Genomic DNA, 24539 nt, shown 5'->3' with positions numbered 1-24539 from the left:
GGATCAGCCCTGGCCGGCGGCAGCGGCGGCCGGCTTGACCGTCACCTTGGCGCCGTCGCTGAGCCCCTGCCGGCCTTCCACCACCACCCGCTCGCCGGGCTTGAGCCCGTCGCCGACCAGCCAGCGGTCGCCGACCGCGCGCAGCGTGGTGAACTGGCGCTGGCGCACGATGTTGTCCGCGCCCACCACCCAGGCCTGGGCGTCGCCGCGCGGGGTACGGTCCACCGCCGCCTGCGGCACCAGCAGCGCCTGCTGGCGGATGCCCTGGCCGACGATCGCGCGCACGTACATGCCCGGCAGCAGCTGCGCGTCGGGATTGGGGAAGCGCGCGCGCAGGGTCACGCTGCCGGTGGTCTCCTCGACATCGATGTCGGCGAACTGCAGCGTGCCCGGCAGCGGGTAGTCGCTGCCGTCGGACAGTTTCAGGCGCACTTCGGCGGTGGCCGGCTGCACCCCGCCGTCGGCGATCGCGCGGCGCAGCGCCAGGAACTGGCTGCCGGACTGGGTGATGTCCACGTTCATCGGGTCCAGCTGCTGGATCTTGGCGATGGCATCGGCCTGGCTGGCGGTGACCAGCGCGCCCGGGGTCACCCGCGCGCGGCCGATGCGCCCGCTGATCGGCGCCTCCACCGTGGCGAAGCGCAGTTGGGTGCGCGCGGTGTCCAGCGCGGCGCGGTTGGCGTCGCGGCTGGCCAGCGCCTCCTGGTAGGTGGCCTGGGCGTCGTCCACGTCCTGCTGCGCGGCCAGCCGGGTCTTGCCCAGTTCGCGATAGCGCTCGGCACGCAGCTTGGCGGTGGTCAGCGTGGCCTCGGCGGTGGCCAGGTTGGCCTGCGCCTCGTTGGCGGCGGCCTGGTACAGGGTCGGCTCGATCTGGAACAGCGGCTGCCCGGCGCGCACCATCGCGCCCTCCTCGAACAGCCGCTTGCGCAGCACCCCGCCGACCTGCGGGCGCACCTCGGATTCCTCGGAGGCGGCGGTACGCCCAGCCAGTTCGGCGCTGAGCGGCACGCTTTGCGGCTGCAGCGTCACCACCCCCACGGTCCTGGCCTGCGCCGGCGGCGCAGTGCGCTCGCCCTTGCAACCGGCGAGCGTGACGAGAGCGAGGGACAGCAGCAGCGACAGCGTGCGGCGAGAACGCTGGGCGAAAGGCGCGGGCATGCGCTTGATCCTGGAAGCTGGGGGGAGGATTATTTAATTTACTTAAAGACAAATAAATAAGCATGAAGGATCGCACAATCGCCCGCACCACGGTGTCTAGCGCCGCCCCGGCGACGCCGGAAGCGCGCGCGATTGCGCCGGCCGGGCGCCAGCGCGGGCGCCCGGCGCTGGCGCGGCCGCGCTTGTTGCGCGCCGCCCGCGAACTGCTGCTGGAGCACGGCCTGGAGGTCTCGCTGGAGCAGATCGCGCTGCACGCCGGGCTGACCCGGCAGAGCCTGTACAACCATTTCTCCAGCAAGGCCGAGCTGCTGATGCAGGTGTTCGAGGCGCTGAACGAGGAACTGCAGGCGCAGCTGGAGAACATCGGCGATGCGGCCTCGCAGGACCTGCCGCGTGCGCTGCAGCAGATCGCGCTGACCGTGCAGGCGCACCTGTACGCGCCGTCCTCGCTGCGCCTGCACCGGCTGCTGGTGCAGGCCAGCGCGCAGATGCCGGACCTGCTGCAGTCGATGCACCAGCGCCGTACCGGGCGCCTGCGCCAGCGCCTGAGCGAGCTGCTGCAGAGGCTGGATGCGCGCGGCGACGTGCGCGTGGCCTCGCCCGCGCTGGCCGCCAGCGCCTTCATCGGCGCGGCGATCGGCTACGCCTACCCCGGCGCGATGCTCAACGGGCAGGCCCCCGACCAGGACAGCCAGCAGGCGCTGGCCGCGGAAGTGGTGACCAGCTTCCTCGCCGCCTGGGGCTACCGCGCCGCGGCGACGCGCTGACGCCGCGCCAGGGGCTGTCGCGGCGATTGCGGCAGGCCTGCCGCAACGGACCGCTCGCTACTGCAGGAGGGGCTTCAGCCCCGACGCCTTACCGGCAAGGCGTCGGGGCTGAAGCCCCTGCTACGGCATGTCGCGCATCGTCAGGAACTGCACGACAGCATCGAACACCCGGCGCGCTCGCGCGCCCAGTCCGGGCGCCGCGCCGCGAACGCCTCGCGCCCCGGCTGCTCCTCGTAGGGCCGGCGCATCACCTCCAGCAGGTCGGCGATCCCCTCGGCATCGCCCTGCTCGGCGCGATCGATCGCCTGCTGCGCCAGATAGTTGCGCAGTACGTAGCGTGGATTGGCTGCACGCATCTTCGCCGCGCGCGCGGCCGCCGGCAGCGGATCGGCCTGCAGCCGCCGCGCATAGCGCGCCAGCCAGGCCTCGAACGCCGGCGCCTGCGCGGCCAGCCTGGCCGGGTCGTAGAAGGCATCGGCCAAGCCCGCCAGCGCCGGCACCTGCTCTGCGCTCAGCCCGCGGAACCACAGGGTCATGTCCACCTCGCCCTGTTGCAGCAGTTGCAGCAGGTCCTGCATCAGCGCCACATCGGCCTCGCCGCAGTCGGCCAGGCCGAGCTTGGCGGCGGTGGTGTCGCGCTCGGCCTGCGCGTACGCCTGGCGAAAGCGCTCGAGCCCGGCCTGCAGCGGCGCGACCTCGGCGAACAGCGGCGCCAGCGCCTGCGCCAGCCGGGTCAGGTTCCAGGACGCGATCTGCGGCTGGGTGCCGAAGCGGTAGCGGCGGCCCTGCGCATCGGTGGTGTTCGGCGTCCAGTCCGGGTCGTAGTCGTCGATCCAGCCGTACGGCCCGTAGTCGATGGTCAAACCCAGGATCGACATGTTGTCGGTGTTCATCACCCCATGCACGAAGCCGACCCGCATCCAGTGCGCCACCATCGTCGCGGTACGCGTGCAGACCTCGCCGAACCAGTCGGCGTAGCGGTTGGCGCCGCGCGTGCGCAGTTCGGGGAAATCGCGGTCGATGACGAAGTCGGCCAGTTGCCGCAGCAAGACCGTGTCGCCGCGCGCGGCCGGCAGTTCGAAACTGCCGAAGCGCACGAACGACGGCGCCACCCGGCATACCACCGCGCCCGGCTCGGCGCGCGGATGGCCGTCGTAGAACATGTCGCGCACCACGCGCTCGCCGGTGGCGACCAGGCTCAGCGCGCGCGTGGTGGGGACGCCGAGATGGTGCATCGCCTCGCTGCACAGGAATTCGCGGATCGACGAGCGCAGCACCGCGCGGCCATCGGCGCCGCGCGAATACGGGGTACGGCCGGCGCCCTTGAGCTGCAGTTCCCAGCGCCGCCCGTCCGCGCCCAGCGCCTCGCCCAGCGCGATCGCGCGGCCGTCGCCGAGCTGCCCGGCCCAGTGCCCGAACTGGTGGCCTCCGTAGTTCGCCGCGTAGGGCCGCATGCCCGGGTAGAGCGCGTTGCCGGCGAAGACCTCGGCGAACTGCGGCGTCAGGACGTCCTGTTCGGGGAAGCCGAGCATCGCCGCCACCTCGCGCGAATGCGCCAGCAGCTGCGGCGCGGCCACCGGCGTCGGTGCGACCTCCGACCACAGCGCGCCCAACACCTCGCGCAGGCGCGGGCCGCGCTCGGGATCGGCGGGCAGTTCGGCGGTGAAACGGTTGTCGAAGCGCAATGGAGACATACGCGCCAGCTTACAGCCCCTCTCCCCTCGGCGAGCGCAGGGAGTCCCTGTGGGAGAAAGCGGTTGTGGTGAAAGTAAGGCGCGACGCGACTCGCTGGGTCTGGGCGCACGAAGCTGCGTCAGTACCCTCATCCGGCCCTTCGGGCCACCTTTCCCCGAAAAGGGGGCCATGGTCCAGATGGGAGAAGGAACAGCCGCGCGTGCATAGCCCCTCTCCCCCCGGGAGAGGGGTTGGGGTGAGGGTACGGCGCGAAGCGACTCGCAAAGTTGGGTGCACGAGGCTGCGCCCGTACCCTCATCCGGCCCTGCGGGCCACCTTCCCCCGAAAAGGGGCCCTGGTCCCGATGGGAGAAGGAACAGCCGCGGTGCATAGCCCCTCTCCCCCCGGGAGAGGGGTTGGGGTGAGGGTACGGCGCGAAGCGACTCGCAAAGTTGGGTGCACGAAGCTGCGCCCGCACCCTTCACCACATACCCAGGCACGCCCACAGCTCTCGCGACAGCGTCAGCAGGCGCAGCGAACCGCAGCGCCGGACACGCATCCGCGGCAGCGCCTGCTGCGTAGTTGCCAACAACGCCGCCGACGCCATGCACCCGCCAGCGACATGCGCATGCGGCATGCTTCCCGCTCTTTTCCCACAGGTACCGCCCATGTCCGAACGTTCGCCGCCGCCGCCGCGCTGGCCCCGCCACCTGCTGGTCGCGCTGTCCTCGCTGCTGGTCTCGGCCTGCAGCAGCGTGTTCTTCGGCGGCCTCAACGCCGGCTCCGCGCGCCATGGGCTGAGCGAGCAACGCGGCATCGTGTTCGATGCGGAGCATGGTCTGAAGCTGGACGTCTATCGCCCGGCGACGGCGCACGAGGCCCCGGTGGTGGTGTTCTTCCACGGCGGCACCTGGAAGACCGGCAACCGCCAGCAATACCGCTGGGCCGGCGAGGCGCTGGCGCGCCACGGCGTGGTCGCGATCGTGCCCGACTACCGCAAATACCCGCAGGTGACCCTGGACGGCTTCATGCACGACGCCGCCGCCGCGGTGGCCTGGAGCCAGCGCCATGCCGCCGAGCATGGCGGCGACCCGCGCCGGATGGTGCTGATGGGGCACTCCGCCGGTGCGCACATGGCCGCGCTGCTGGCCAGCGACGGCCGCTGGCTGCAGGCGCAGGGCCTGTCGCCGCGGCAGCTGTGCGGCCTGGTCGGCCTGGCCGGTCCCTACGACTTCCTGCCGCTGACCGATCCCGACCTGATCGGCATGTTCGGCCGCGATCCGGCGCAGCAGCGGCGCTCGCAGCCGGTGGCCTTCGTCGATGGCGACGAACCCCCGGCCCTGCTGCTGCACGGCGATGCCGACCGCGTGGTGGAACCGCGCGACAGCCGCTCGCTGCAGGCCGCGCTGCAACGCGTCGGCGTACCCACCGAACTGAAGACCTACCCCGGCGTCGGCCATCTGCGCCTGGCGCTGGCGCTGCGCAAGGACGATCCGGCGTTGCCGGTCATGGCCGACAGCATCGCCTTCGTGCGCCAGTGCCAACCGCGCGCGCCGCTGCCATGACCGGCCGCGGCATGGCCCAAGGGCGCGCCATCCGGTCCTAGCCGGCCTTGCCGCCGCCGAGCAGCTCGAACGGCCCGCCCTGCTGCAGCGCGCGCTGGTAGGCCGGGCGCTGCTCGATGCGCTGCACGAAGCCGGCCAGGTTCGGATAGGCCTGCAGGCCGGCGCGCGCGGCCGCGGCCTGCACCGGGAAGCTCATCTGCACGTCGGCCGCCGTGAAGCGGTCGCCGGCGAACCAGCCGCTGGCCGCCAACTCGCGCTCCATCCAGTCCAGGTGCAGCTTCAGTTGCGGGCCGACGAAGCTGTTCACCGCCTTGTCGACGATGGCGCGGGCGATCGGCCGCGCGAAGAACGGCATCTTCGCCGAACGGATGCGCCCGAACACCAGGCTCATCAGCAGCGGCGGCATCGCCGAGCCCTCGGCATAGTGCATCCAGTAGCGGTAGCGCAGGCGCTCGGGCGCCTCCAGCGGCTGCGGCGACGGCGACAGCGCGCGTTCGGTGTCGTAGCGCTCCACCAGGTAATCGAGGATCGCGCCGGATTCGGCCAGCACGTGGCCATCGTCGACCAGCACCGGCGACTTGCCCAGCGGATGGATCGCGCGCAGTTCCGGCGGCGCCAGCATGGTCTGCTTGTCGCGCTGGTACTTGACCACCTGGTAGGGCAGCGCCAGTTCCTCCAGCAGCCACAGCACGCGCTGGGAACGGGACTGGTTGAGGTGATGCACGGTGATCATGGCAGCGGCTCCGAGAACGCGGGGCCGGCCATGGTAGCCGGGCCTGTGCATGGATCGCGACTGCGGCCGGCGCGCATCGCGGTCCAGGCGCCGACGATGCCGGGCAGACGCTTGCGGCCGGCCTTGAATCCGTTCCGCCCACGCGCGCATGCCTGAAGCGGTCGGCCATGCAGGTCGCGGTGCACATGCGCAGACCGGCCTGGAGCGGCTTCCTGCGTTGGCGCGGCGATCGGCCGGCCGGGGATAGCGTGGCCACTGCGCGGCCCGCCACGCGCGGACAAATAAAAAACGCCGGAAGCTTGCGCTTCCGGCGTTCTGGCGACCTTGCGGTAGCTGGCGTCTAAATTAGACGGCCTGCACCTGGTCAGCCTGCATGCCCTTCTGGCCCTGGACGGCGACGAAGGTCACCTTCTGGCCTTCCTGCAGCGACTTGAAGCCGGTGCCCTGGATGGCACGGAAGTGCACGAACAGGTCCGGGCCGCTTTCCGGGGTGATGAAGCCGAAGCCCTTGGCATCGTTGAACCACTTCACGGTACCGCTCTGACGATCAGACATTACTAACTCCTGAAACATTGAATTGAAGAAAATCGCAGCCACCGGGTATCGGGGCCGAGACTGAGTTGCAGGCGTTGGTAAAGCGGAACGATGAAGCGGATCGCGAGATCAACTGCACCAGGCCACGATTCACGGTGACCCTAGCAAACACAGTGGGATGCACCATACGCGGGTCGTCCGCAAAAAGCGACAAGTTTGTGTAGACAAACCGAGATCGCCCACAAAGAAGCTGAACCCAGGCATAAAGTTCCGACTGGCACGGCCGATACGGCTGCCGTTCTGCGCCGATTGCGCAGACCCCCTCCCCTGGCAGCGCATTCAGCCGCCCAGGGCGCTGGCGTACTTAACCGTTGCCCAGTGCCGCCGCCTCGCCACGGGCACGAAGCCCCTCTCCCACCGGGAGAGGGGTTAGGGTGAGGGTCCGGCGCGAAGCGCCTCGCTGACTCAGGCCCACGAGGCTCCGCCGTACCCTCATCCGGCCCTGCGGGCCACCTTCTAGAAGGGAAACAGCCGCGCTGGCATTAGCCCCTCTCCCGTCGGGAGAGGGGTTGGGGTGAGGGTCCGGCGCGGAGCGATTCGAAGGAATAAGACAGATCACGACGCCCAAGCCGCCGGCCAAGCCAGGGTCTGCGAGCTGGCGAAGCGGCGCGCCTGGCCGCTGAGCGGATCGTCGAACGCCAGCCCGCAGGCCAGCAAGTGCAGCGTGCCGTCGGCTGCGCCCTCCTCCGTGCGCAGCCGCGGATACAGCGCGTCGCCCAGGATCGGCGCGCCCAGCGCGGCCATGTGCACGCGCAGCTGGTGCTTGCGCCCGGTCACCGGCGTCAGCGCATAGCGCCACAGCGGTCCGTCGGGCGCGTCCAGCACCTCGATCCGGGTCAGGCTGTTGGCCTCGCCGTCCGCCTCGGCCATGCGGAAGAACGGCTCGCCGCGCACCAGCCGGCTCGCGCGCAGCAGCGGAAACGCCTGTCCCGGCAAGGCCGGGGCCAGCGCCTGGTAGGCCTTGGCGATGCGCCGCTCGCGAAACAGCGCCTGGTAGGCGGCGCGGCTGCCCGGATCGGCCGAGAACAGCACCAGCCCGGCGGTGGCGCGGTCCAGGCGGTGCAGCGGCACCAGCGCCGGGTTGCCCAGCCGCGCCACCAGCCGCGCCAGCAAGGTCTCGCGCACGTAGCGCCCGGACGGAGTCACCGGCAGCCCGTGCGGCTTGTCGACCACCACCAGGTGCGCGTCGGCATGGACGATCCGCTCCACCCCGGCGATCGGCGCCTCGTCGGCGACCTCGCGGAAATAGCGCACTTCCAGCCCGACCCGGTACGGCAGCGACGCCGGCAACGACAGGCCATGCCCGTCCTGCACCCGCCCGCGCGCGAAGCGGTCCTGCCACTGCGCTCGCGATATCTGCGGAAAGCGCGCGCACAGGCCGTCCAGCAGCGTCGGCCATGGCCCCGGCGGCAGCTGCCAGCGGCTCGGGGCCGGAATCAATGCGGACGGCGGACGGGGATCGGACATCGCCACGCATTATCATGGCCGCCCTTTGATCCCGGTAGCCGCATGGCCCTCACCGCCACCCTCCGCAAGGCCGACCTGCAGATTTCCGACATGGACCGCGGCTACTACGCGGCGCATGCGCTGACCCTGGCCCAGCACCCGTCCGAGACCGACCAGCGGCTGATGGCGCGGCTGCTGACCTTCGCCCTGTTCGCCGAGGAACGCCTGCTGTTCGGCAAGGGCCTGAGCAGCGACGACGAGCCGGACCTGTGGCGGATGGACTACACCGGCGCGATCGAGCAGTGGATCGAGGTCGGCCAGCCCGACGAATCGCGCATCCGCAAGGCCTGCGGCCGCGCCCGCGACGTGGTGGTGGTCAACTACGGCGGCCGCGTCGCCGACATCTGGTGGGAGAAGAACGCCTCCGGCCTGCTCAAGCTCAAGCCGCTGCAGGTGCTCGACCTGCCCGGCGAGGCGGTCGCGGCGGCGGCCGAACTGATCCAGCGCAGCATGCGCTTCGACGTGGTGATCCAGGACGGCGAAGTGCAGCTGCTCGGCGACGACGGCAGCGTCACCTTCACCCCGACGGTGCGCAAAGCCGCGGCATGAGCGCGCGCGCCGAGCCGATCCGGGTCGACGTCGCGGTCATCGGCGCCGGCGCCGCCGGGCTGATGTGCGCGCTGACCGCCGGCCGCCGCGGGCGCCGCGTGCGGGTGATCGAGCACGCCAACAAGGTCGGCAAGAAGATCCTGATGTCCGGCGGCGGGCGCTGCAACTTCACCAATACCGGCACCGGCCCGGGCAATTTCCTGTCCGCCAACCCGCACTTCTGCAAGTCGGCGCTGGCGCGCTACCGCCCGGCCGATTTCGTCGGGATGGTCGAGCGCCACGCCATCGCCTACCACGAGAAGGAACTGGGCCAGCTGTTCTGCGACATCTCCTCCAAGCAGATCGTGCGCATGCTGGTGGACGAATGCGAGGCGGCCGGGGTCGACATCCGGACCCAGTGCGGCGTGCACGGCGTGGAGCGCGGCAGCGAGGGCTTCCGCATCGACAGCGACGAGGGCCCGGTGCACGCCGCCTCGCTGGTCGTGGCCAGCGGCGGGCTGTCCATTCCAAGCCTGGGCGCCAGCGGCTTCGGCTACGAACTGGCCCGCCAGTTCGGCCACGCGGTGCTGCCGACCCGCGCCGGGCTGGTGCCGCTGACCCTCAGCGGCAAGCACCAGGAACGGCTGCAGGACCTGTCCGGACTGGCGCTGCCGGTCGAGGCCAGCTGCAACGGCGCCAGCTTCCGCAACTCCATGCTGATCACCCACCGCGGCATCAGCGGCCCGGCGATCCTGCAGATCTCCTCGTACTGGCAGCCCGGCGACGACCTGCGCCTGGACCTGCTGCCCGGGCAGGACGCGGCCGCGTGGCTGCGCGAACAGAAGCGCCTGCGCGGCGCCGCCGAGCTGCGCACGGTGCTGGGCGAGGCGCTGCCGCGCCGCTTCGCGCAGCGGCTGTGCGAGGTGTGGCTGCCGGACAAGCCGGTCCGCCAGCTCGACGAACCGCAGCTGCGCGCCGCCGCGGCGCTGCTCGGCAGCTGGCCGCTGGTGGCCAGCGGCACCGAGGGCTACCGCACCGCCGAGGTCACCCTGGGCGGCGTGGACACCGGCGAGGTGTCGTCGTCGACGATGGAGTCGCGCAAGGTGCCCGGCCTGTACTTCGTCGGCGAGGTGCTGGACGTGACCGGCTGGCTGGGCGGCTACAACTTCCAGTGGGCCTGGGCCTCGGGCCATGCCGCCGGCGGGGTGGCCTGAGGGCCGGGATTGGGGATTCGGGATTGGGGATTGGCAAGGGCGGGACCGCCTTGCCTGAACGTTCGCGGGCTGCCCGAGGCGGAGCACAAACATCGAAGCGCGCCGCTGCGAATCCCCAATCCCGACTCCCCAATCCCGGCCACACATGGACGCCGCTGCGGGCATCGTGTATTAAACCCCGTCTCCGGGAGGCTTCATGCAAACAGGCAAAGACATCACCCTGCGCCTGATGATCGTCGACGACAGCGGTGAAAACGCCGAAGCGATCGTCAGCAGCCTGCGCAACAGCGGCATCGCGGTACGGCCGTCGCGGCCGCAGCACGCGGAAGAACTCGGCGCCATGCTCGCCGCGCAGCCGATCGACCTGGTGCTGAGCGCGCCGTCGCAGGCCATCCCGCTGTCGCAGGTGCTGCAGCGCGTCGGCGCCAGCGGCAAGGACATCCCGGTGATCCTGCTCGCCGACCGCATCGACGAGAACGAATGGGTCGAGGCGGTGGCCGGCGGCGCGCGCGCGATCGCGCTGCGCCAGCGCCCCGAGCACCTGCTGTCGGTGGTGCGCAACACCTGGGCCGACCTGCACGCGCGCCGCGGCCTGCGCCGGATCGAGGCGCAGATGCGCGAGACCGAGCGCCGCTGCGATGCGCTGATCGCCTCCTCGCGCGACCCGATCGCCTACATCCACGAAGGCATGCACATCCGCGCCAACGACGCCTACCTGGAGATGTTCGGGTTCGACTCGTTCGACGACGTCGAGGGCGTCTCGCTGCTGGACATGGTCGCGCCGCAGCACGTGGAGGAATTCAAGCAGCTGCTGAAGTCGCTGGGCAAGGGCGAACCGCCGCCGGCGCAGTACCAGGTCGACGCGCGCACCATGGAGGGCGAGAGCTTCCCGGCGACGATGGAGTTCGCCACCGCCAGCTACGAAGGCGAGGCCTGCGTGCAGGTGGTGTTCCGCCGCCGCGAGGAATTCGATCCGGAACTGGCGCGCGAGGTCGAGGACCTGCGCCAGCGCGACCAGGTCACCGGCCTGCTCAACCGCCCGACCTTCATGCTGGCGCTGGAGAACGCCGTGGCCCAGGTCGGCCGCGGCGCCGGCCACTACGGCTTCCTGCTGGTCGAGCCCGACCACTACACGCGGCTGCTGGCCGACATCGGCCTGGACTCGGCCGACGCGCTGGTGGCGGCGCTGGCCCAGCACCTGGCCGCGGCGATCGACGGCGACGTGCAGGCCGCGCGCTTCGGCGAGCACAACTTCGCGCTGCTGCTGCAGGGCGACTACGCGCGCACCTCGGCGCAGGCCGAGCGCCTGCTCAACGCCTACGCCGCGCACGTGTTCAGCGTGGGCGAGCGTTCGGCCACGGTCACCGTCAGCATCGGCGGCGTGCAGATCGGCGAGAAGATCGCCAGCGTCGGCCAGGTCCTGGCCCGCGCCAGCGAAAACGTGCAGGCCACGATCGAACTGGGCGGCAACGCCTGCAAGATCTTCGATCCCGGCGCCGCCGACCGGGTCGAGGAAGAACGCATCCAGCGCTGGGTCCAGCACCTGCGCGAGGCGCTGGCCGGCGACGGTTTCCTGCTGCACTACCAGCCGGTGCTGAACCTGCAGGGCGAGACGCACGAACTGTACGAGGCCTACCTGCGCCTGGAGCGCAACGACGAGATCATCGGCCCGACCACCTTCCTCGGCATCGCCGCCGATCACGGGCTGATGGCCGAGATCGACCGCTGGGTGGTGTCGCGCGCGATCGCGGTGATCGGCGAGCGCCAGCGCGCCGGCCACGCCACCAGCCTGATGGTCAAGATCAGCCCCGACGCCTTCGCCGATCAGCAGATGGTGGAGCTGATCCGGCGCGAACTGGCCGCGCACGGCGTTCCCGGCGAGCGCCTGTGGATGCAGACGCCCGAGGCCAAGGTGTTCACCCACCTGCGCAACGCGCAGCAGTTCCTGGCCGATGCCACCGCGCTGGGGTGCAAGGTCGGGCTGGAGCAGTTCGGTTCGGGCCTGGACTCGTTCCAGCTGCTGGCGCACTTCCAGCCCTCGTTCCTGAAACTGGACCGCGGCTTCACCCAGGACCTGGCGCAGACCCGCGAGCACCAGGAAAAGATCCGCGAGATCACCGAGCGCGCGCAATCGGCCGGCATCCGCTCCATCGCCGAGTTCGTCGCCGACGCCACCTCGATGAGCCTGCTGTTCAGCGCCGGCGTCGACTATGTGCAGGGCGAGTTCGTCGGCCTGGCCGGGCCGGGGATGACGTTCGATTTTGCTTGAAGGCCGGGATTCGGGATTGGGGATGGGGATTCGCAACGGCAGCGGCCAGGCCGTTCCACGCGATCCTGCAAATCCACGCGATCCTGCAAAAAGCAACGCCAGGCGGGGTGACCTGCCTGGCGTTGTCTGAGCCGACTGGTGGCTGCAGGCGGCGATTCGGGTTCGGCGACGCGCAATCCCGGGAGGGGCGCCAGCCGGCGGCGGTCAGCTCACCGTCGCGTTTGTGTGCGAGGCGCGCAGCGTGGCGATGCGCTCGGACAGCGGCGGATGGCTCATGAACAGCTTGCGCAGGCCCTGACCCAGGCCGCCGGCGATGCCGAACGCCTGCACCTGCGACGGCAGCGTGCTCTGCCCGTGGTTGAGTTCCAGCCGCTGCAGCGCCGCGATCATCTTGCCGCGCCCGGCCAGGCTGGCGCCGCCGGCGTCGGCGCGGAACTCGCGGTAGCGCGAGAACCACATCGCGATCATCGTCGCGAACAGGCCGAACACCAGCTCCAGCACCATCACGATCGCGTAGTAGGCCAGGCCGCGGCGGCCGTCGCGGTTGCCGGACAGATAGCCGTCCACCACCCCGCCGACCACCCGCGCCAGCACGATCACGAAGGTGTTCAGCACGCCCTGCAGCAGCGCCATCGTCACCATGTCGCCGTTGGCGACATGGCTGATCTCGTGGCCGAGCACCGCCTCGGCCTCGTCCTCGGTCATGTTCTGCAGCAGGCCGGTGGAGACGGCGACCAGCGCGTTGTTGCGGTTGGCGCCGGTGGCGAAGGCATTGATCTCCGGACCGTCGTAGACCGCGACCTCGGGCATGCCGATGCCGGCGGCCTGCGCCTGGCGCCGCACCGTCTCCAGCAGCCAGCGCTCGGTGTGGTTGCGCGGCTCGGTGATCACCTGCGCACCGGTGGCGCGCTTGGCCATGAACTTGGACAGCAGCAGCGACACCAGCGAGCCGCCGAAGCCGAACAGCGCGGCCATCACCAGCAGGCCGCCCATCTGGTTGGGGTTGATCCCGAACACGGACATGACAATGCCGGCCAGCACCAGCACCGCCAGATTGGTGATGAGGAACAGGGCGATTCGATTGAACATGGAACGTGGACTCCGCACCGGAAGAAGGAAGGACTGGCTCGAATCTGCGGCGCGTACAGCTTGAATTCAAGCACGTACCTGACCGACGATTCAGCTTGCCCATGCCCTCGCCTCCCTACCGCGGCCGTTTCGCGCCCTCGCCCACCGGCCCGCTGCACCTGGGCTCGCTGCTCGCCGCCTTCGGCAGCTGGCTGCTGGCGCGGCATGCCGGCGGCGAGTGGCTGCTGCGCATGGAGGACGTGGACCGGCCGCGCAGCGTGCCCGGCGCGGCCGCGCGCCAGCTCGCCAGCCTGCGCGCCTGCGGCCTGGAGGCGGACGGTCCGATCCTGTATCAGAGCGAGCGCGGCGCGATCTACCAGGCCGCGGCGCAGCGCCTGCTGCAGGCCGGCCTCGCGTTCGCGTGCAGTTGCAGCCGCAGCGAACTGGCCGCGCAGGGCGGGATCCACCACCGCTGCGTGGCCGCGCAGGCCCGGCCGCAGCCGGCACTGCGCCTGCGGGTCGCGCCGGGCAGCACGATCGCGTTTCGCGACGGCGTGCGCGGCGACATCGCCCAGGACGTCCATGCCGAGGTCGGCGATTTCGTGCTGCTGCGCGCCGACGGCTGCTGGGCCTATCAGCTGGCGGTGGTGGTGGACGATGCCGCGCAAGGCATCAGCGACGTGGTCCGCGGCGCCGACCTGCTCGATTCCACGCCGCGGCAGATCCTGCTGCAGCGCGCGCTGGGCCTGCCGACGCCGCACTACCTGCACCTGCCGCTGCTGCTCGGCGGCGACGGCCGCAAGCTGTCCAAATCGCATGCCGCGCTGCCGCTGGACGACGCCGATCCATTGCCCGCGCTGCGCCTGGCCTGGGCGCTGCTGGGCCAGGCCCCGGCGGCGCTGGCCGGTGCCGGTTCGGTGCCCGCGTTGCTGGCCGCGGCGCTGCGCGCATTCGAGCCGGCGCGGCTGCCGGCGCAGGATCGGACGCTGCGCAACGCGGCCGGTATCCCCAGCGACACCAAGGCTGACTAGAATCGGGGTTTCGGCCGCGGCGCGGCCCACTCCCTTTCCCTATCCGGAGCGAATCCATGACATCACGCGTTGCGCTGGTCACCGGCGGTACCGGCGGCATCGGCACCGCCATCTGCGAACGGCTGGCCGCGCAGGGCCACCGCGTGGCCAGCAACTACCGCGACGAGGCCAAGGCGCGCGCCTGGCAGCAGCGCATGCGCGAACGCGGCCACGAGATCGCCATCGTCGCCGGCGACGTCGCCTCGCCCGACCACGCGCAGGCGCTGGTGCAGGACGTGGAGCGGCAGCTGGGCCCGATCGAGGTGCTGATCAACAACGCCGGCATCACCCGCGACACCACCTTCCACAAGATGACCGCCGAGCAGTGGCACGAGGTCATCAACACCAATCTCAACTCGGTGTTCAACGTCACCCGACCGGTGATCGAAGCCATGCGCAGGCAGCGCTGGGGCCGGGTCATCCAGATCAGCTCGATCAACGGCCTGAAGGGCCAGTACGGCCAGGCCAACTACGCCGCGGCCAAGGCCGGCATGCACGGCTTCACCATTTCCCTGGCGCGCGAGAACGCCGGCTACGGCATCACCGTCAACACCGTGTCGCCGGGCTACGTGGCCACCGACATGGTGATGTCGGTACCGGAAGAGGTGCGCGCCAAGATCATCGCCGACATCCCGACCGGGCGCCTGGGCAAGCCGGAAGAGATCGCCTACGCGGTGGCCTTCCTGGTCGCCGAGGAGGCGGCCTGGATCACCGGCTCCAACCTGGACATCAACGGCGGCCACCACATGGGCTGGTAGCGGCAGGCGACTGAACCGCTCAGGTCGGCGGCGGCGCAGTCGAGGTAACGCTACCGAAAATGCTGCAGCCGGCATTGCGCGCTCCGCGTCCATGCTGCGCAGCATTTTTTTTGCGCCCAGGCCCGAGTTCAGTGACTTGCAGCGGTTGCAAGCCCTGCTGCGCTGCGCCATGCTGCGCGCCTACCGTCACAGAGCGAACGCTTCATGGCTGAGATCCGCATCATCAAGAAGTATCCCAATCGCCGCCTCTACGACACCGAGATTTCCAGCTACATCACCATCGAAGACGTCCGCCAGCTGATCATCGACGGCGAGGAATTCGAGGTCCGCGACGCCAAGACCGGCGAAGACCTGAGCCGCGCGGTGCTGCTGCAGATCATCGCCGACCAGGAGCAGGACGGCGAGCCGATGCTGTCCACCCAGCTGCTCAGCCAGATCATCCGGTTCTACGGCGATTCGCTGCAGGGCTTCATGGGCAACTACCTGGAGCGCAGCATGCAGGTGTTCCTGGACCAGCAGCAGCAGTTCCGCCAGCAGATGGGCAACCTGCTCGGCCAGACCCCGTGGACCATGATGAACCAGCTGACCGAGCGCAACATGGAGCTGTGGCAGGAGTTCCAGCGCAACCTCGGCACCGGTTTTGGCCGCCCCGCCGCCGGCGCCAGCAAGCCGAGCGAGCCGCCGGCCGCCGGCGCCGCACCGAAGTCGCGGGCGCGCTGAGCGCGCCGCGGCAGGCGCCTTCAGGCGCCTGCCTCTTTGTAGGAGCGGCTTCAGCCGCGACCTAGGCTTTCTCGGGAACGCCCGTCGCGGCTGAAGCCGCTCCTACATATGCCACCTACACGACCGCGCCGCGGGCTCAGCGCGAACGCGGCGACTGCGATGTGCGGCAGCCCGAACAGATCCGCTCGACCTTGTAGCCACGCGCGCGCAGCGCCTCGACCACGCCGTCGGGGCCGAGCAGGTGCAAGGCGCCGACCACCACCAGCGTGTCGCCCTGGCCGTCGCGCAGGCGCTGCTCCAGGCGCGGCACCCAGGCCTGGTTGCGATCGACGTTGATGCGCTGGTACAGGCGCGGGTAGTCGCGCTTCATCTCCATCCCCATGTCCTGCCACAGCAGGCGCTCGTCGCCGCGGCGCCAGGCAACGTACAGGCGCTGGGTCTGCGCCGCGCCCTGCTCGGCATCGTCCAGCGCCTCGACGAGCATCTGCTTCTGCTCCACCGGCTCCATGCCGTCGAGCATCGCGATCTGCGCCTGCGCCGTTTCCAGTCCCTCGACCGCCTTGCCGGCCTGGACCGCCATGCCCATGAAATGCCGGTCCAGGCCGGCGTCCGCCTGCAGCCCCTGCGCCTTCATCTCGGCGATGCTGATGCTCAGGCCGACGAACCACGGCTCGAACCCGCCCATCTGCTCCAACGGCAGGCCGTGGCTGGCGGCATAGCGGCGCAGGCGTTGCCAGGTGGCCGCGTCCAGGTCGTCCTGCAGGCGCTTGCCGTCCTGGCGCTGCGCCGCCTGCAGCATCTGCGCGCCCAGCTGCGGCGAGTCCACGTCCTGCGGCGACAGTTCGAACAGCAGCCGCGGCGACGCCGCGTACGCCGCATCCACCTCGTGCGCCAGCGGGTAGTCCTCCGGCTTGAGCAGGTGGAACGAACCGAGCAGGTACAGCGCGCCGCGCGGCCCGCTGACCTTCCACAGCAGCGGCGTCGGCGGCGCGGGCGTCGCGCTGGGCGCGGCGGCGGGAAGCGGCGCGCGCGCCGGCGCCGGCGCGGCGGCGAACAGGGTCAGGCACAACAGCAGGCTGCGCAGCAGGCGCGGGATCGGCGTCATCGGGAGTCTCGGTTCAATGTGCGGCGGCGTAGGTCTTCTCGCCGGCCTCCACCGCCAGGTCCAGCCGGTTCTCCGGCGGCGGCAGCGGACAGGTCGCGAACGGGGTGAACGCGCACGGCGGGTTGTAGGCGCGGTTGAAGTCCAGCACCACGCTGCCGTCGGCGTTCGGCGCCGGCACGTCCAGGAAACGCCCGGCCGGATAGCTGCCGCGGCCGCTGGTGCGGTCGGCGAACACCACGAACAGCGGGCGCCCGGGTTCGCCGATCGCTTCCAGGCGGAAATGCTTGCCGTCGCGCTCGAATTCCAGCGCGCCGGCGTTGGGCGACTCGGTGGTGACGCCGATGATGTCGACGATCGGCAGGGTCTTGCCCAGCGGGTTGGGCACGAAGCGGCCGCGGATGCGCCAGGATTCGGCCGCCGGCCAATCGCTCAGCCCGGCGAAGCCGAGCCGGGTCGGCGCATCGGCGTGCTTGACCCGCAGCGCATGGCGGCCGCCGCGTTCGATCAGGCTCAGCTTGCCCTTGCCGCCGTCGAAGTCGATCACGCTCGGCGTCGCGTCGTGGTCGCTGTACAGGCGCGTGCGCCGCAGCAGCGGCTTGCCGTCCACGCTCAGCCCCGCGCCGGGTTCGGGGGTCAGGAACACCTGTCCGTCCACCCGCGACACCAGCGCCATCCGCGCCGGCCCGACCGCCAGGCGGATGCCGCTGCCGGGGCCGCTGCCGATGTAGTGCTCCTTCAATTCCAGCCAGTGCAGGCCGACCAGGCTGGTCCAGCCGTCGGCGGCCTGCAGTTCGTGCTTGCGCTGCTCGCGCCAGCGCTGCTCATCGGCCAGGAACGCCTTGTCGGCGACCGCCGGCGCGGCCGGCGCCGGCGCCTGCTTGCCGCATGCGGCCAACCCGAACAGCGCTGCCAGCGCCGCCGCTCTTCCCCACTTGCCCATCAGCGCCCCCGTAAGAACCAACGATCGATCTCGCCCAGCGTGAAGCGCGCCCAGGTCGGACGCCCATGATTGCACTGCCCGGAGCGCTCGGTGGCTTCCATGTCGCGCAGCAGCGCGTTCATTTCCGGCACGGTGAGGCGCCGGTTGGCGCGCACCGCGCCGTGGCAGGCCATCGTCGACAGCAGTTCGTCGCGCGCGCCGGCGACGCGGCGGCTGTGGCCGTGCTCGCGCAGGTCGGTCAGCACGTCGCGCAGCAGGGCTTCGGGTTCGGCCTGGGCCAGCAGCGCCGGGATGCTGCGCACGTGCAGCGACTGCGGACCGCTGCGGGTGATCTCGAAGCCGAGCGCGGCCAGCGTCTCCGCCTCGCGCTCGGCGGTATCGGCGTCGCGCTCGCCCACCGCCAGGGTGATCGGCACCAGCAGCGGCTGCGCATGCAGGCCGATGCCGTCGTGCGCGCTCTTCAGCCGTTCGTAGCCGATGCGCTCGTGCGCGGCGTGCATGTCCACCACGATCAGGCCTTCGGCGTTCTCGGCGAGGATGTAGATGCCGTGCAGTTGCGCGATCGCGTAGCCCAGCGGCGGCACCCCGCTGTCGGCCGAGGTCGGCGGCAGGCCGCCGGCCGCATCCTGGGCCTGCAGCGGCATGTGCGCTGCGGCGTCGGCGGCGCCCGCAGGCGCGGCGTACAGCGCCGCATAGGCGGCCGGCGCTTCGTTGACGCGCAGGCCGAGCGGCGATTGCGCCGGGCGCCATTGCGCGCCGTAGCCGCCGCCGCCGCTGTTGCCGGCGGCGCCGGGCATCGGCGGCGAGCCACCGCCGGCATAGGCCAGCGGCGGCGCCTGCACGGCCTCGCCGGCCGCGGTCGGCGTGCTGCCGGCACGGGTCTGCGCCAGCGCGTCCTGCAGCGTGCGATAGACGAAGTCGTGGATCAGCCGCGCATCGCGGAAGCGCACCTCGTGCTTGGCCGGGTGCACGTTGACGTCGACCCGCGCCGGCTCCAGTTCCAGGAACAGCACGTAGGCCGGCTGCCGGCCATGGAACAGCACGTCGCCGTAGGCCATCTTCACCGCATGCGCGACGCTGCGGTCGCGCACCGAGCGGCCGTTGACGTACAGGTACTGCTGGTCGGCGCTGGCGCGCGAATAGTGCGGCTGCGCGATCCAGCCGTGCAGGCGCAGCCCGGCGCCGCTATGGTCCACGCGCAGCGCCTGGCGCGCGAAGTCCTCGCCCAGGGTCTCGCCCAGCCGCGCATCCGAGTACAGGTCGCCGGGCTTGTAGCGCCGCGACGGCTTGCCGTTGTGCGACACGCGCAGCTCCACGTCCGGGCGCGCCAACGCCAGCGAGCGCAGCCATTCCTCGATGTGGCCGAGCTCGGTGCGTTCGGCGCGCAGGAACTTGCGCCGCGCCGGCACGTTGTAGAACAGCTCGCGCACCTCGACCGTGGTGCCCGGCGCCTGCGCGCGCGGCTGCACCTGCCCGACCTTGCCGCCATCGACCTGCAGCGCGGCGCCGTGCTCGTCGCCGGGGCGCCGCGAGGCCAGGGTGAAGCGGCTGACCGAGGCGATCGACGGCAGCGCTTCGCCGCGGAAGCCGAGCGTGCCGACCGACTCCAGGTCGTCGAGCGAGGCGATCTTGCTGGTCGCGTGCCGCGACACCGCCAGCGGCAACTCCTCGGGCGGAATGCCGCCACCGTCGTCGCGGATCCGGATCAGGCGCACGCCGCCCTCCTCCAGGTCGATGTCCACGCGGCGCGCGCCGGCATCCAGCGCGTTCTCGACCAGTTCCTTGACCACCGAGGCCGGACGCTCGACCACTTCGCCGGCGGCGATCTGGTTGATCAGGATCTCGGGCAATTGGCGGATGCTCATGCCGCCTCCCGCGCGCACGCGCAAGGCAGGCGCCGCACGCTCGCGCCAGGCTCGGAAACAGGAGGACAGCTACGGTGACGGGACATCGGCACGGCTCACGGCGCGGGCGCCGTCATGAGGATCAGCCGGCGATGATAGCCGAGCGCCTCAGCGGCTGCCGCCGGCCACGGTGCTGGCCGCTTCCGCCTCGGCCTGCGCGCGCGCGGCGAACAGCGTGCCCGGCGGCGGCTGCCGGGTGAAGAAGGTATTGACCCCGTCCAGCACCGCGCCGGCCAGGCGCCGCTGGTAGCCCGGATCGGTCAGCCGGCGCTCTTCGTCGGGATTGGAGATGAAGGCGGTCTCGACCAGCATCGCCGGCATGTCCGAGGTGCGCAGCACCGCGAAGTTGGCGCGCTCCAGCTCCGGCTTGTGGTTGTTGCCGATCCGCTTGAGCCCGCCCAGCACGTGCCCGGCCGCGTCTTCGGAGGCCTTCATGTGCCCGCTCTGGGCCAGGTCCAGCAACACGCTGGCCAGGGTGCTGTCGGTCTTCTGCAGGCGCACGCCACCGACCAGGTCGGCCGCGTTCTCCTTGTCCGCCAGCCAGCGCGCGCGCTGCGACGAGGCGCCCTTGGTCGACAGCACGTAGACCGAGGAACCGGTCGCGCTGCGGTTCTCGGCGGCGTCGGCGTGGATCGAGATGAAGATGTCGGCCTTGGCCGCGCGCGCCTTCTGCGCGCGCATCGGCAGCGGGATGAACACGTCGGTGTCGCGGGTCATGTAGGCCTTCATGCCCGGCGTGGCGTTGATCTGCCGCGCCAGTTCGCGGCCGATGGCCAGGGTCACGTCCTTCTCGCGCTTGCCGGTCGGGCCCATCGCGCCGGGATCCTGGCCGCCATGGCCGGGATCGATGGCCACGATCAGCGGGCGCATGCCCGGCTTCATCGCCACCCGCGACGGCGCGCTCGGCATCACCGGGCGCGCCTCGGCGGCGGCGGCGGCCGCTGCGTCGTCGACGTTGCCCGCCTCGGGCCTGCCGTCGGGCGTCGGCGATGCCGTGCCGACGACGCCCTGCTGCGCCGGCACGGCCGCACCGACGGACGCGGATGCAGCGGCGGGCACCACCGCGGCGACGGCGTTGTTCGGCGCGGCGGCCTGAGCCTGCGCGGCACCCGGGTGCGTCGCCACGGTCGGCGGCGGCGCCACTACCGGCGGCGCAGGCGCAGGCGCGGCGCGCTGCAGCACCGACGAGGTCAGCGCCGCGGTCGCGCGCGCCGCTTCCAGGCGCGGATCGGGAACCGGTTTGGCCACGGCGGCCGCTTGCGCGGCTTGCTCGGTGGATGCGGCCGGCGTCTGCGTTGCGGAACCAGGCGCCGCCGCACCGGCGCTGGCCACCGGCCTGGCCGAGGACGCATCGCCCGGCCATTCGATCACCAGCACCGAACTACCGCCGACGGTCTGCATCTGCGGCTTGAACGCCACCACCGGGCTGCTCAGGTCGAACACGATGCGCAAGGTGCCAGGCACCGGACGGCCGGTGCGCACGGCGGTGACCACGCCGTTGCCGGCAGGCAGCTTCAGGCCCTGCACGGCGGAGGATTCGGGCAGATCGACGACCAGCCGGTTGGGGTTGGCCAGGGTCAGCGTGCTGAAGCCGCCGCTGCCCTGCAAGCGGATCTCGGCACGGGTGCCGGTGGCGCCATTGCCGAGCGACACCGCCTGCACCTGGCCCGCAAACGCCGATTGCGCCGCTAGGCACCAGCCTGCGGCGATGGCGGAACAGGCGAAAAAACGGATCCCCAGGCGCATGGAGCCGATTCAAGCATCACCGCGGCATAAACACAAGCGGTTTTCCCTTAATAATCCATAACCTGCCTGCACTTCCTAGTGTCAGCCGGCAGAAAGACCCCGCAAGTCCACCCGCTCTGCCACCCGCGCCAGCCAGGCTTCGCCCACCGTGGTACCGGCCTGCAGCTGCACCTCGCGTCCTTCGCCGTGCAGCGCCAGCGCCACGACCAGGTCGGCCGGCGGCAGCACGTCGCCGCCGCGTTCGGGCCATTCCACCAGCCACAGCGTCACCGCGGCCTCGTCCAGCCCGAGGAAGTCCAGCTCGCCGGCGGCGCCGATGCGGTACAGGTCCAGGTGCCAGGCTTCGCCGTCGGCCAGCGGATAGCGCTCGACCAGGGTGTAGGTCGGGCTGCGGATCGCGCCCTGCACGCCCAGCGCGCGCAGCAACGCCCGCGCCAGGGTCGACTTGCCGGCCCCCAGATCGCCGCGCAGATGCACCATGGCCTGCGCCGGGCGCGTGGCGGCCAACGCCTGGCCGAGCCGCTCGGTCGCGTCGCTGTCTTCGAGCTGGAAAGACATCATCGGTTCGATTCCGGATTGGCCAAATGACGCAGCGCCGGCAACAGGTCGGAGGGCAGCAGGCCGCGCTGGCCCTCGGCGGCGGCGCGGTCGCCGGCCGCCGCATGCAGCAGCGCACCGACGCTGGCCGCGTCGAAGGCGGCCAGGCCTTGCGCGCGCAGCGCCGCGATCACCCCGGTCAGCAGGTCGCCCATGCCGCCGACCGCCATGCCGGGATTGCCGGCGGCGATGACCCGCGGCAGCTGCCCCGGTGCGGCGACGATGCTGCCGGCGCCTTTCAGCACGACCGCCGCCTGGTAGCGCTCGGCCAGCGTCGCGGCGGCGGCGAAGCGATCGTGCTGCACCTCGGCGGTAGAGATGCCGAGCAGGCGCCCCGCCTCGCCCGGATGCGGGGTCAGCACCGCGTTCGGCAGCGCCCGCGGCGACTGCGCCAGCAGGTTCAGCGCATCGGCATCGATCACCAGCGGCAGCTCGGCGGCCAGCGCCAGCCGCCACAGGCCCTGCGCCCATTCGTCCTGGCCCAGCCCCGGACCCAGCGCGACCACGCTGGCCTTGCGCAACAGCGGCGCCAGCGCGGCGCCGTCCTCGACCGCATGCGTCATCGCCTCCGGGCAGCGCGCCAGCAGCGGCGCGACATGCGCGTCGCGGGTCGCCACGCTGACCAGGCCGGCGCCGCTGCGCAACGCCGATTCGGCCGCGAGCATGACCGCGCCGCCGCTGCCCAGATTGCCGCCGATGCACAGCACATGGCCGGAATCGCCCTTGTGGCTGTCGCGCCGGCGCGGCGCCAGGCGCGTGGCCAGCGCCGCGCTGGTCCAGGCCTGCGCCCGCGCCGCGCAGCCGTCGAACGCGGCGACCGGCACGTCCAGCGCCGCCAGCGCGGTGTCGCCGACATGGTTCAGCGCCGCGCCGGTCTGCAGCCCGGCATGGGCGACGATGAACTGCACGGTCAGCGTCGCCGGCAACGCCGCGCCGGGCACGCTGCCGTGTTCGGCGTCCACGCCGCTGGGCACGTCCAGCGCCAGTACCGGCGCACCGAGTCCGGCGAGCGCGCCGAGCAGCGCGGCCAGTTCGGCGTCGGGCGCGCGATTGAGGCCGATGCCGAGCAGCGCATCGACGACCACGTCGGCCTGCTCCAGCGCCGTATCGAACGCCTCGATGCGGCCGCCGACGCCGATGTAGTCGGTGCAGGCGCGCTGCGCCAGCGCCGACTGCGGGCCGCGCCCGGCCAGCTGCAGCACGCGCACGTGGCGTCCGGCGCAGTGCGCCAGCCGCGCCAGCACATAGCCGTCGCCGCCGTTGTTGCCGCTGCCGCAGGCCACCAAGATGCGTTGCGCCTGCGGCCAATGCTGCAGCAGCGCCTGCCAGGCCGCCTGGCCGGCACGCTGCATCAGCGTGTAGCCGTCGCCGCCGAGCAAGGCCGTGGCCTGCGCATCGATGCGCCGCGCGGCGGCGGTGGCGTAGAGATCGAACGAGTCGGACATGCGCGGGATTCTATACTTGCGCCATGTCCAGCAGCGTCGCCCCCGCCGATCCCCATGCCGCCGCCGCGCGCATCCGTGCGCTCGCGCGCGAGTTCGGCTTCCAGCGCTGCGGCATCGCCGGGATCGAGCTGCAACAGGACGAGGCGCATCTGCGCGACTGGCTGGCGCAAGGCCTGTACGGCACGATGCAGTGGATGGCCCAGCATGGCGACAAGCGCGCGCGCCCGGCCGAGCTGATTCCAGGCACGCTGCGGGTGATCTCGGTCGGCCTGGACTACGGGCGCAACGACGACGATTCGGCCTGGGACACGCTGCACGACGGCGAGCGCGCCTACGTCGCCCGCTACGCGCTGGGCCGCGACTACCACAAGCTGATGCGCAACCGCCTGCAGAAGCTGGCCGAGCGCATCCAGGGCGAGATCGGCCGCTTCGGCCATCGCGTGTTCGTCGACTCGGCGCCGGTGCTGGAGCGCGCGCTGGCGCGCGATGCCGGGCTGGGCTGGATCGGCAAGCACACCTGCCTGATCGACCGCAACGGCGGCTCGTGGTTCTTCCTCGGCGAGATCTACGTCGACCTGCCGCTGCCGATCGATCCGCCGGCCAGCGCGCACTGCGGCACCTGCACGCGCTGCATCGACGTGTGCCCCACGCAAGCGATCGTCGCGCCTTACCGGCTGGACGCGCGCCGCTGCATCGCCTACCTGACCATCGAACACGACGGCGCGATTCCCGAGGAACTGCGCCCGGCGATCGGCAACCGCATCTTTGGATGCGACGATTGCCAGCTGGTGTGCCCGTGGAACAAGTTCGCCAAGCGCAGCGACGAACCCGACTTCCGCGCCCGCAACGATCTGGACCGGGCCACGCTGGCGCAGCTGTTCGCCTGGGACGAGGACGAATTCCTGCGCCGCACCGAAGGCAGCGCGATCCGCCGCAGCGGCCACGAGCGCTGGCTGCGCAACCTGGCGGTGGCGCTGGGCAATGCGCCGACCACGCCGCAGGTGCTGGCCGCGCTCGGCACGCGCGCGCAGCACGCCTCGCCGCTGGTGCGCGAGCACGTGCAATGGGCGCTGGCGCGGCACGCCGACCAAGCGCCGGGCGGCGACGTCGCAGTGCCGCGACCGGCCGATCGCGCCGACGTGCGAGGATAGGCGCCCGCACGCCCACCGCAACGCCCG

21 protein-coding genes are annotated in these 24539 nt (G+C 71.4%); 9 read left to right on the top strand and 12 right to left on the bottom strand.

What is annotated here, in order from left to right; genetic code table 11:
• Positions 1 to 3: 3 nt before the first annotated feature.
• The gene (locus AB3X10_RS09540) at positions 4 to 1158 is read right to left on the bottom strand and encodes an efflux RND transporter periplasmic adaptor subunit (protein WP_369981044.1); all 1155 of its coding nucleotides are present in this window, start codon (positions 1156 to 1158) and stop codon (positions 4 to 6) included.
• Between the two features lie 62 nt (positions 1159 to 1220).
• On the opposite strand from AB3X10_RS09540, the gene AB3X10_RS09535 reads away from it, so the two are divergent.
• Positions 1221 to 1925, top strand: coding sequence for a TetR/AcrR family transcriptional regulator C-terminal domain-containing protein (locus AB3X10_RS09535; RefSeq protein ID WP_369981042.1), 705 nt, complete (start codon positions 1221 to 1223; stop codon positions 1923 to 1925).
• A 140-nt stretch (positions 1926 to 2065) separates the two neighbouring features.
• On the opposite strand, the gene AB3X10_RS09530 is transcribed toward AB3X10_RS09535, so the two are convergent.
• Positions 2066 to 3619, bottom strand: coding sequence for a protein adenylyltransferase SelO (locus AB3X10_RS09530; RefSeq protein ID WP_369981040.1), 1554 nt, complete (start codon positions 3617 to 3619; stop codon positions 2066 to 2068).
• A gap of 648 nt (positions 3620 to 4267) precedes the next feature.
• On the opposite strand from AB3X10_RS09530, the gene AB3X10_RS09525 reads away from it, so the two are divergent.
• Complete coding sequence (locus tag AB3X10_RS09525) at positions 4268 to 5164, top strand: alpha/beta hydrolase (RefSeq protein WP_369981038.1); 897 nt, start codon at positions 4268 to 4270, stop codon at positions 5162 to 5164.
• A 37-nt stretch (positions 5165 to 5201) separates the two neighbouring features.
• Here AB3X10_RS09525 and AB3X10_RS09520 read toward each other — a convergent pair whose 3' ends face one another.
• The 3 genes from AB3X10_RS09520 to AB3X10_RS09510 all read right to left on the bottom strand — a co-directional run bounded on the left by AB3X10_RS09520 (position 5202) and on the right by AB3X10_RS09510 (position 7958).
• Positions 5202 to 5897, bottom strand: a complete 696-nt coding sequence (locus AB3X10_RS09520) for a glutathione S-transferase family protein (RefSeq protein WP_369981036.1) — start codon at positions 5895 to 5897, stop codon at positions 5202 to 5204.
• A gap of 345 nt (positions 5898 to 6242) precedes the next feature.
• The gene (locus tag AB3X10_RS09515) at positions 6243 to 6452 is read right to left on the bottom strand and encodes a cold-shock protein (RefSeq protein WP_006451993.1); all 210 of its coding nucleotides are present in this window, start codon (positions 6450 to 6452) and stop codon (positions 6243 to 6245) included.
• Between the two features lie 594 nt (positions 6453 to 7046).
• Entirely contained in the window at positions 7047 to 7958 is a 912-nt protein-coding gene (locus AB3X10_RS09510; protein WP_369981033.1) for a pseudouridine synthase, read from the bottom strand.
• Between the two features lie 42 nt (positions 7959 to 8000).
• On the opposite strand from AB3X10_RS09510, the gene AB3X10_RS09505 reads away from it, so the two are divergent.
• The 3 genes from AB3X10_RS09505 (at position 8001) to AB3X10_RS09495 (ending at position 12008) form a co-directional block, all read left to right on the top strand.
• A complete protein-coding gene (locus tag AB3X10_RS09505) occupies positions 8001 to 8546 on the top strand; it encodes a YaeQ family protein (RefSeq protein WP_369981032.1) in 546 nt (181 codons plus the stop codon).
• Entirely contained in the window at positions 8543 to 9739 is a 1197-nt protein-coding gene (locus AB3X10_RS09500; protein WP_369981030.1) for an NAD(P)/FAD-dependent oxidoreductase, read from the top strand. Before AB3X10_RS09505 ends, AB3X10_RS09500 begins: the two co-directional genes overlap by 4 nt.
• A gap of 196 nt (positions 9740 to 9935) precedes the next feature.
• Complete coding sequence (locus AB3X10_RS09495; protein WP_369981028.1) at positions 9936 to 12008, top strand: EAL domain-containing protein; 2073 nt, start codon at positions 9936 to 9938, stop codon at positions 12006 to 12008.
• Between the two features lie 204 nt (positions 12009 to 12212).
• Here AB3X10_RS09495 and htpX read toward each other — a convergent pair whose 3' ends face one another.
• Entirely contained in the window at positions 12213 to 13097 is an 885-nt protein-coding gene (gene htpX, locus AB3X10_RS09490) for a protease HtpX (RefSeq protein WP_369981026.1), read from the bottom strand.
• A gap of 101 nt (positions 13098 to 13198) precedes the next feature.
• Between htpX and gluQRS the strand changes: the two genes are divergently transcribed.
• The 3 genes from gluQRS (at position 13199) to phaR (ending at position 15624) form a co-directional block, all read left to right on the top strand.
• Positions 13199 to 14107, top strand: a complete 909-nt coding sequence (gene gluQRS / locus AB3X10_RS09485; RefSeq protein WP_369981025.1) for a tRNA glutamyl-Q(34) synthetase GluQRS — start codon at positions 13199 to 13201, stop codon at positions 14105 to 14107.
• 56 nt (positions 14108 to 14163) lie between these two features.
• Positions 14164 to 14904: an acetoacetyl-CoA reductase gene (gene phbB / locus AB3X10_RS09480; RefSeq protein ID WP_369981023.1), complete on the top strand. Its 741-nt coding sequence runs from the start codon at positions 14164 to 14166 to the stop codon at positions 14902 to 14904.
• 204 nt (positions 14905 to 15108) lie between these two features.
• Entirely contained in the window at positions 15109 to 15624 is a 516-nt protein-coding gene (gene phaR / locus AB3X10_RS09475; protein ID WP_369981022.1) for a polyhydroxyalkanoate synthesis repressor PhaR, read from the top strand.
• A gap of 136 nt (positions 15625 to 15760) precedes the next feature.
• Here phaR and AB3X10_RS09470 read toward each other — a convergent pair whose 3' ends face one another.
• From AB3X10_RS09470 to AB3X10_RS09445, 6 genes are all read right to left on the bottom strand, one after another.
• Positions 15761 to 16729, bottom strand: a complete 969-nt coding sequence (locus AB3X10_RS09470) for a TraB/GumN family protein (protein WP_369981020.1) — start codon at positions 16727 to 16729, stop codon at positions 15761 to 15763.
• A 13-nt stretch (positions 16730 to 16742) separates the two neighbouring features.
• A complete protein-coding gene (locus AB3X10_RS09465; protein ID WP_369981019.1) occupies positions 16743 to 17669 on the bottom strand; it encodes a DUF1684 domain-containing protein in 927 nt (308 codons plus the stop codon).
• Entirely contained in the window at positions 17669 to 19534 is a 1866-nt protein-coding gene (gene mutL / locus AB3X10_RS09460) for a DNA mismatch repair endonuclease MutL (RefSeq protein ID WP_369981017.1), read from the bottom strand. Before mutL ends, AB3X10_RS09465 begins: the two co-directional genes overlap by 1 nt.
• Positions 19535 to 19681: 147 nt before the next feature.
• Positions 19682 to 21319 (bottom strand): N-acetylmuramoyl-L-alanine amidase, encoded by a 1638-nt coding sequence (locus AB3X10_RS09455; RefSeq protein WP_369981016.1) that lies wholly within the window; start codon positions 21317 to 21319, stop codon positions 19682 to 19684.
• Between the two features lie 81 nt (positions 21320 to 21400).
• The gene (gene tsaE / locus AB3X10_RS09450) at positions 21401 to 21880 is read right to left on the bottom strand and encodes a tRNA (adenosine(37)-N6)-threonylcarbamoyltransferase complex ATPase subunit type 1 TsaE (RefSeq protein WP_369981014.1); all 480 of its coding nucleotides are present in this window, start codon (positions 21878 to 21880) and stop codon (positions 21401 to 21403) included.
• Positions 21877 to 23361, bottom strand: a complete 1485-nt coding sequence (locus AB3X10_RS09445) for an NAD(P)H-hydrate dehydratase (protein ID WP_369981012.1) — start codon at positions 23359 to 23361, stop codon at positions 21877 to 21879. The genes tsaE and AB3X10_RS09445 overlap by 4 nt, the downstream gene beginning before the upstream one ends.
• Before the next feature lie 23 nt (positions 23362 to 23384).
• On the opposite strand from AB3X10_RS09445, the gene queG reads away from it, so the two are divergent.
• Positions 23385 to 24512, top strand: a complete 1128-nt coding sequence (queG, locus tag AB3X10_RS09440) for a tRNA epoxyqueuosine(34) reductase QueG (RefSeq protein ID WP_369981010.1) — start codon at positions 23385 to 23387, stop codon at positions 24510 to 24512.
• The last annotated feature ends 27 nt before the right edge of the window (positions 24513 to 24539 follow it).

Origin of the sequence: Xanthomonas sp. DAR 80977, assembly GCF_041240605.1 — a bacterium.
Taxonomy (GTDB): Bacteria; Pseudomonadota; Gammaproteobacteria; order Xanthomonadales; family Xanthomonadaceae; genus Xanthomonas_A; species Xanthomonas_A bundabergensis.
The sequence above is the reverse complement of the archived record's forward strand: the minus strand, read 5'-3'. Positions and strand labels throughout refer to the sequence as shown.

Excerpts from the sequence above, each read along its gene's own strand:
- AB3X10_RS09540 (WP_369981044.1), bottom strand. The coding sequence starts at position 1,158 with ATGCCCGCGCCTTTCGCCCAGCGTTCTCGCCGCACGCTGTCGCTGCTG.
- AB3X10_RS09535 (WP_369981042.1), top strand. The coding sequence starts at position 1,221 with ATGAAGGATCGCACAATCGCCCGCACCACGGTGTCTAGCGCCGCCCCG.
- AB3X10_RS09530 (WP_369981040.1), bottom strand. The coding sequence starts at position 3,619 with ATGTCTCCATTGCGCTTCGACAACCGTTTCACCGCCGAACTGCCCGCC.
- AB3X10_RS09525 (WP_369981038.1), top strand. The coding sequence starts at position 4,268 with ATGTCCGAACGTTCGCCGCCGCCGCCGCGCTGGCCCCGCCACCTGCTG.
- AB3X10_RS09520 (WP_369981036.1), bottom strand. The coding sequence starts at position 5,897 with ATGATCACCGTGCATCACCTCAACCAGTCCCGTTCCCAGCGCGTGCTG.
- AB3X10_RS09515 (WP_006451993.1), bottom strand. The coding sequence starts at position 6,452 with ATGTCTGATCGTCAGAGCGGTACCGTGAAGTGGTTCAACGATGCCAAG.
- AB3X10_RS09510 (WP_369981033.1), bottom strand. The coding sequence starts at position 7,958 with ATGTCCGATCCCCGTCCGCCGTCCGCATTGATTCCGGCCCCGAGCCGC.
- AB3X10_RS09505 (WP_369981032.1), top strand. The coding sequence starts at position 8,001 with ATGGCCCTCACCGCCACCCTCCGCAAGGCCGACCTGCAGATTTCCGAC.
- AB3X10_RS09500 (WP_369981030.1), top strand. The coding sequence starts at position 8,543 with ATGAGCGCGCGCGCCGAGCCGATCCGGGTCGACGTCGCGGTCATCGGC.
- AB3X10_RS09495 (WP_369981028.1), top strand. The coding sequence starts at position 9,936 with ATGCAAACAGGCAAAGACATCACCCTGCGCCTGATGATCGTCGACGAC.
- htpX (WP_369981026.1), bottom strand. The coding sequence starts at position 13,097 with ATGTTCAATCGAATCGCCCTGTTCCTCATCACCAATCTGGCGGTGCTG.
- gluQRS (WP_369981025.1), top strand. The coding sequence starts at position 13,199 with ATGCCCTCGCCTCCCTACCGCGGCCGTTTCGCGCCCTCGCCCACCGGC.
- phbB (WP_369981023.1), top strand. The coding sequence starts at position 14,164 with ATGACATCACGCGTTGCGCTGGTCACCGGCGGTACCGGCGGCATCGGC.
- phaR (WP_369981022.1), top strand. The coding sequence starts at position 15,109 with ATGGCTGAGATCCGCATCATCAAGAAGTATCCCAATCGCCGCCTCTAC.
- AB3X10_RS09470 (WP_369981020.1), bottom strand. The coding sequence starts at position 16,729 with ATGACGCCGATCCCGCGCCTGCTGCGCAGCCTGCTGTTGTGCCTGACC.
- AB3X10_RS09465 (WP_369981019.1), bottom strand. The coding sequence starts at position 17,669 with ATGGGCAAGTGGGGAAGAGCGGCGGCGCTGGCAGCGCTGTTCGGGTTG.
- mutL (WP_369981017.1), bottom strand. The coding sequence starts at position 19,534 with ATGAGCATCCGCCAATTGCCCGAGATCCTGATCAACCAGATCGCCGCC.
- AB3X10_RS09455 (WP_369981016.1), bottom strand. The coding sequence starts at position 21,319 with ATGCGCCTGGGGATCCGTTTTTTCGCCTGTTCCGCCATCGCCGCAGGC.
- tsaE (WP_369981014.1), bottom strand. The coding sequence starts at position 21,880 with ATGATGTCTTTCCAGCTCGAAGACAGCGACGCGACCGAGCGGCTCGGC.
- AB3X10_RS09445 (WP_369981012.1), bottom strand. The coding sequence starts at position 23,361 with ATGTCCGACTCGTTCGATCTCTACGCCACCGCCGCCGCGCGGCGCATC.
- queG (WP_369981010.1), top strand. The coding sequence starts at position 23,385 with ATGTCCAGCAGCGTCGCCCCCGCCGATCCCCATGCCGCCGCCGCGCGC.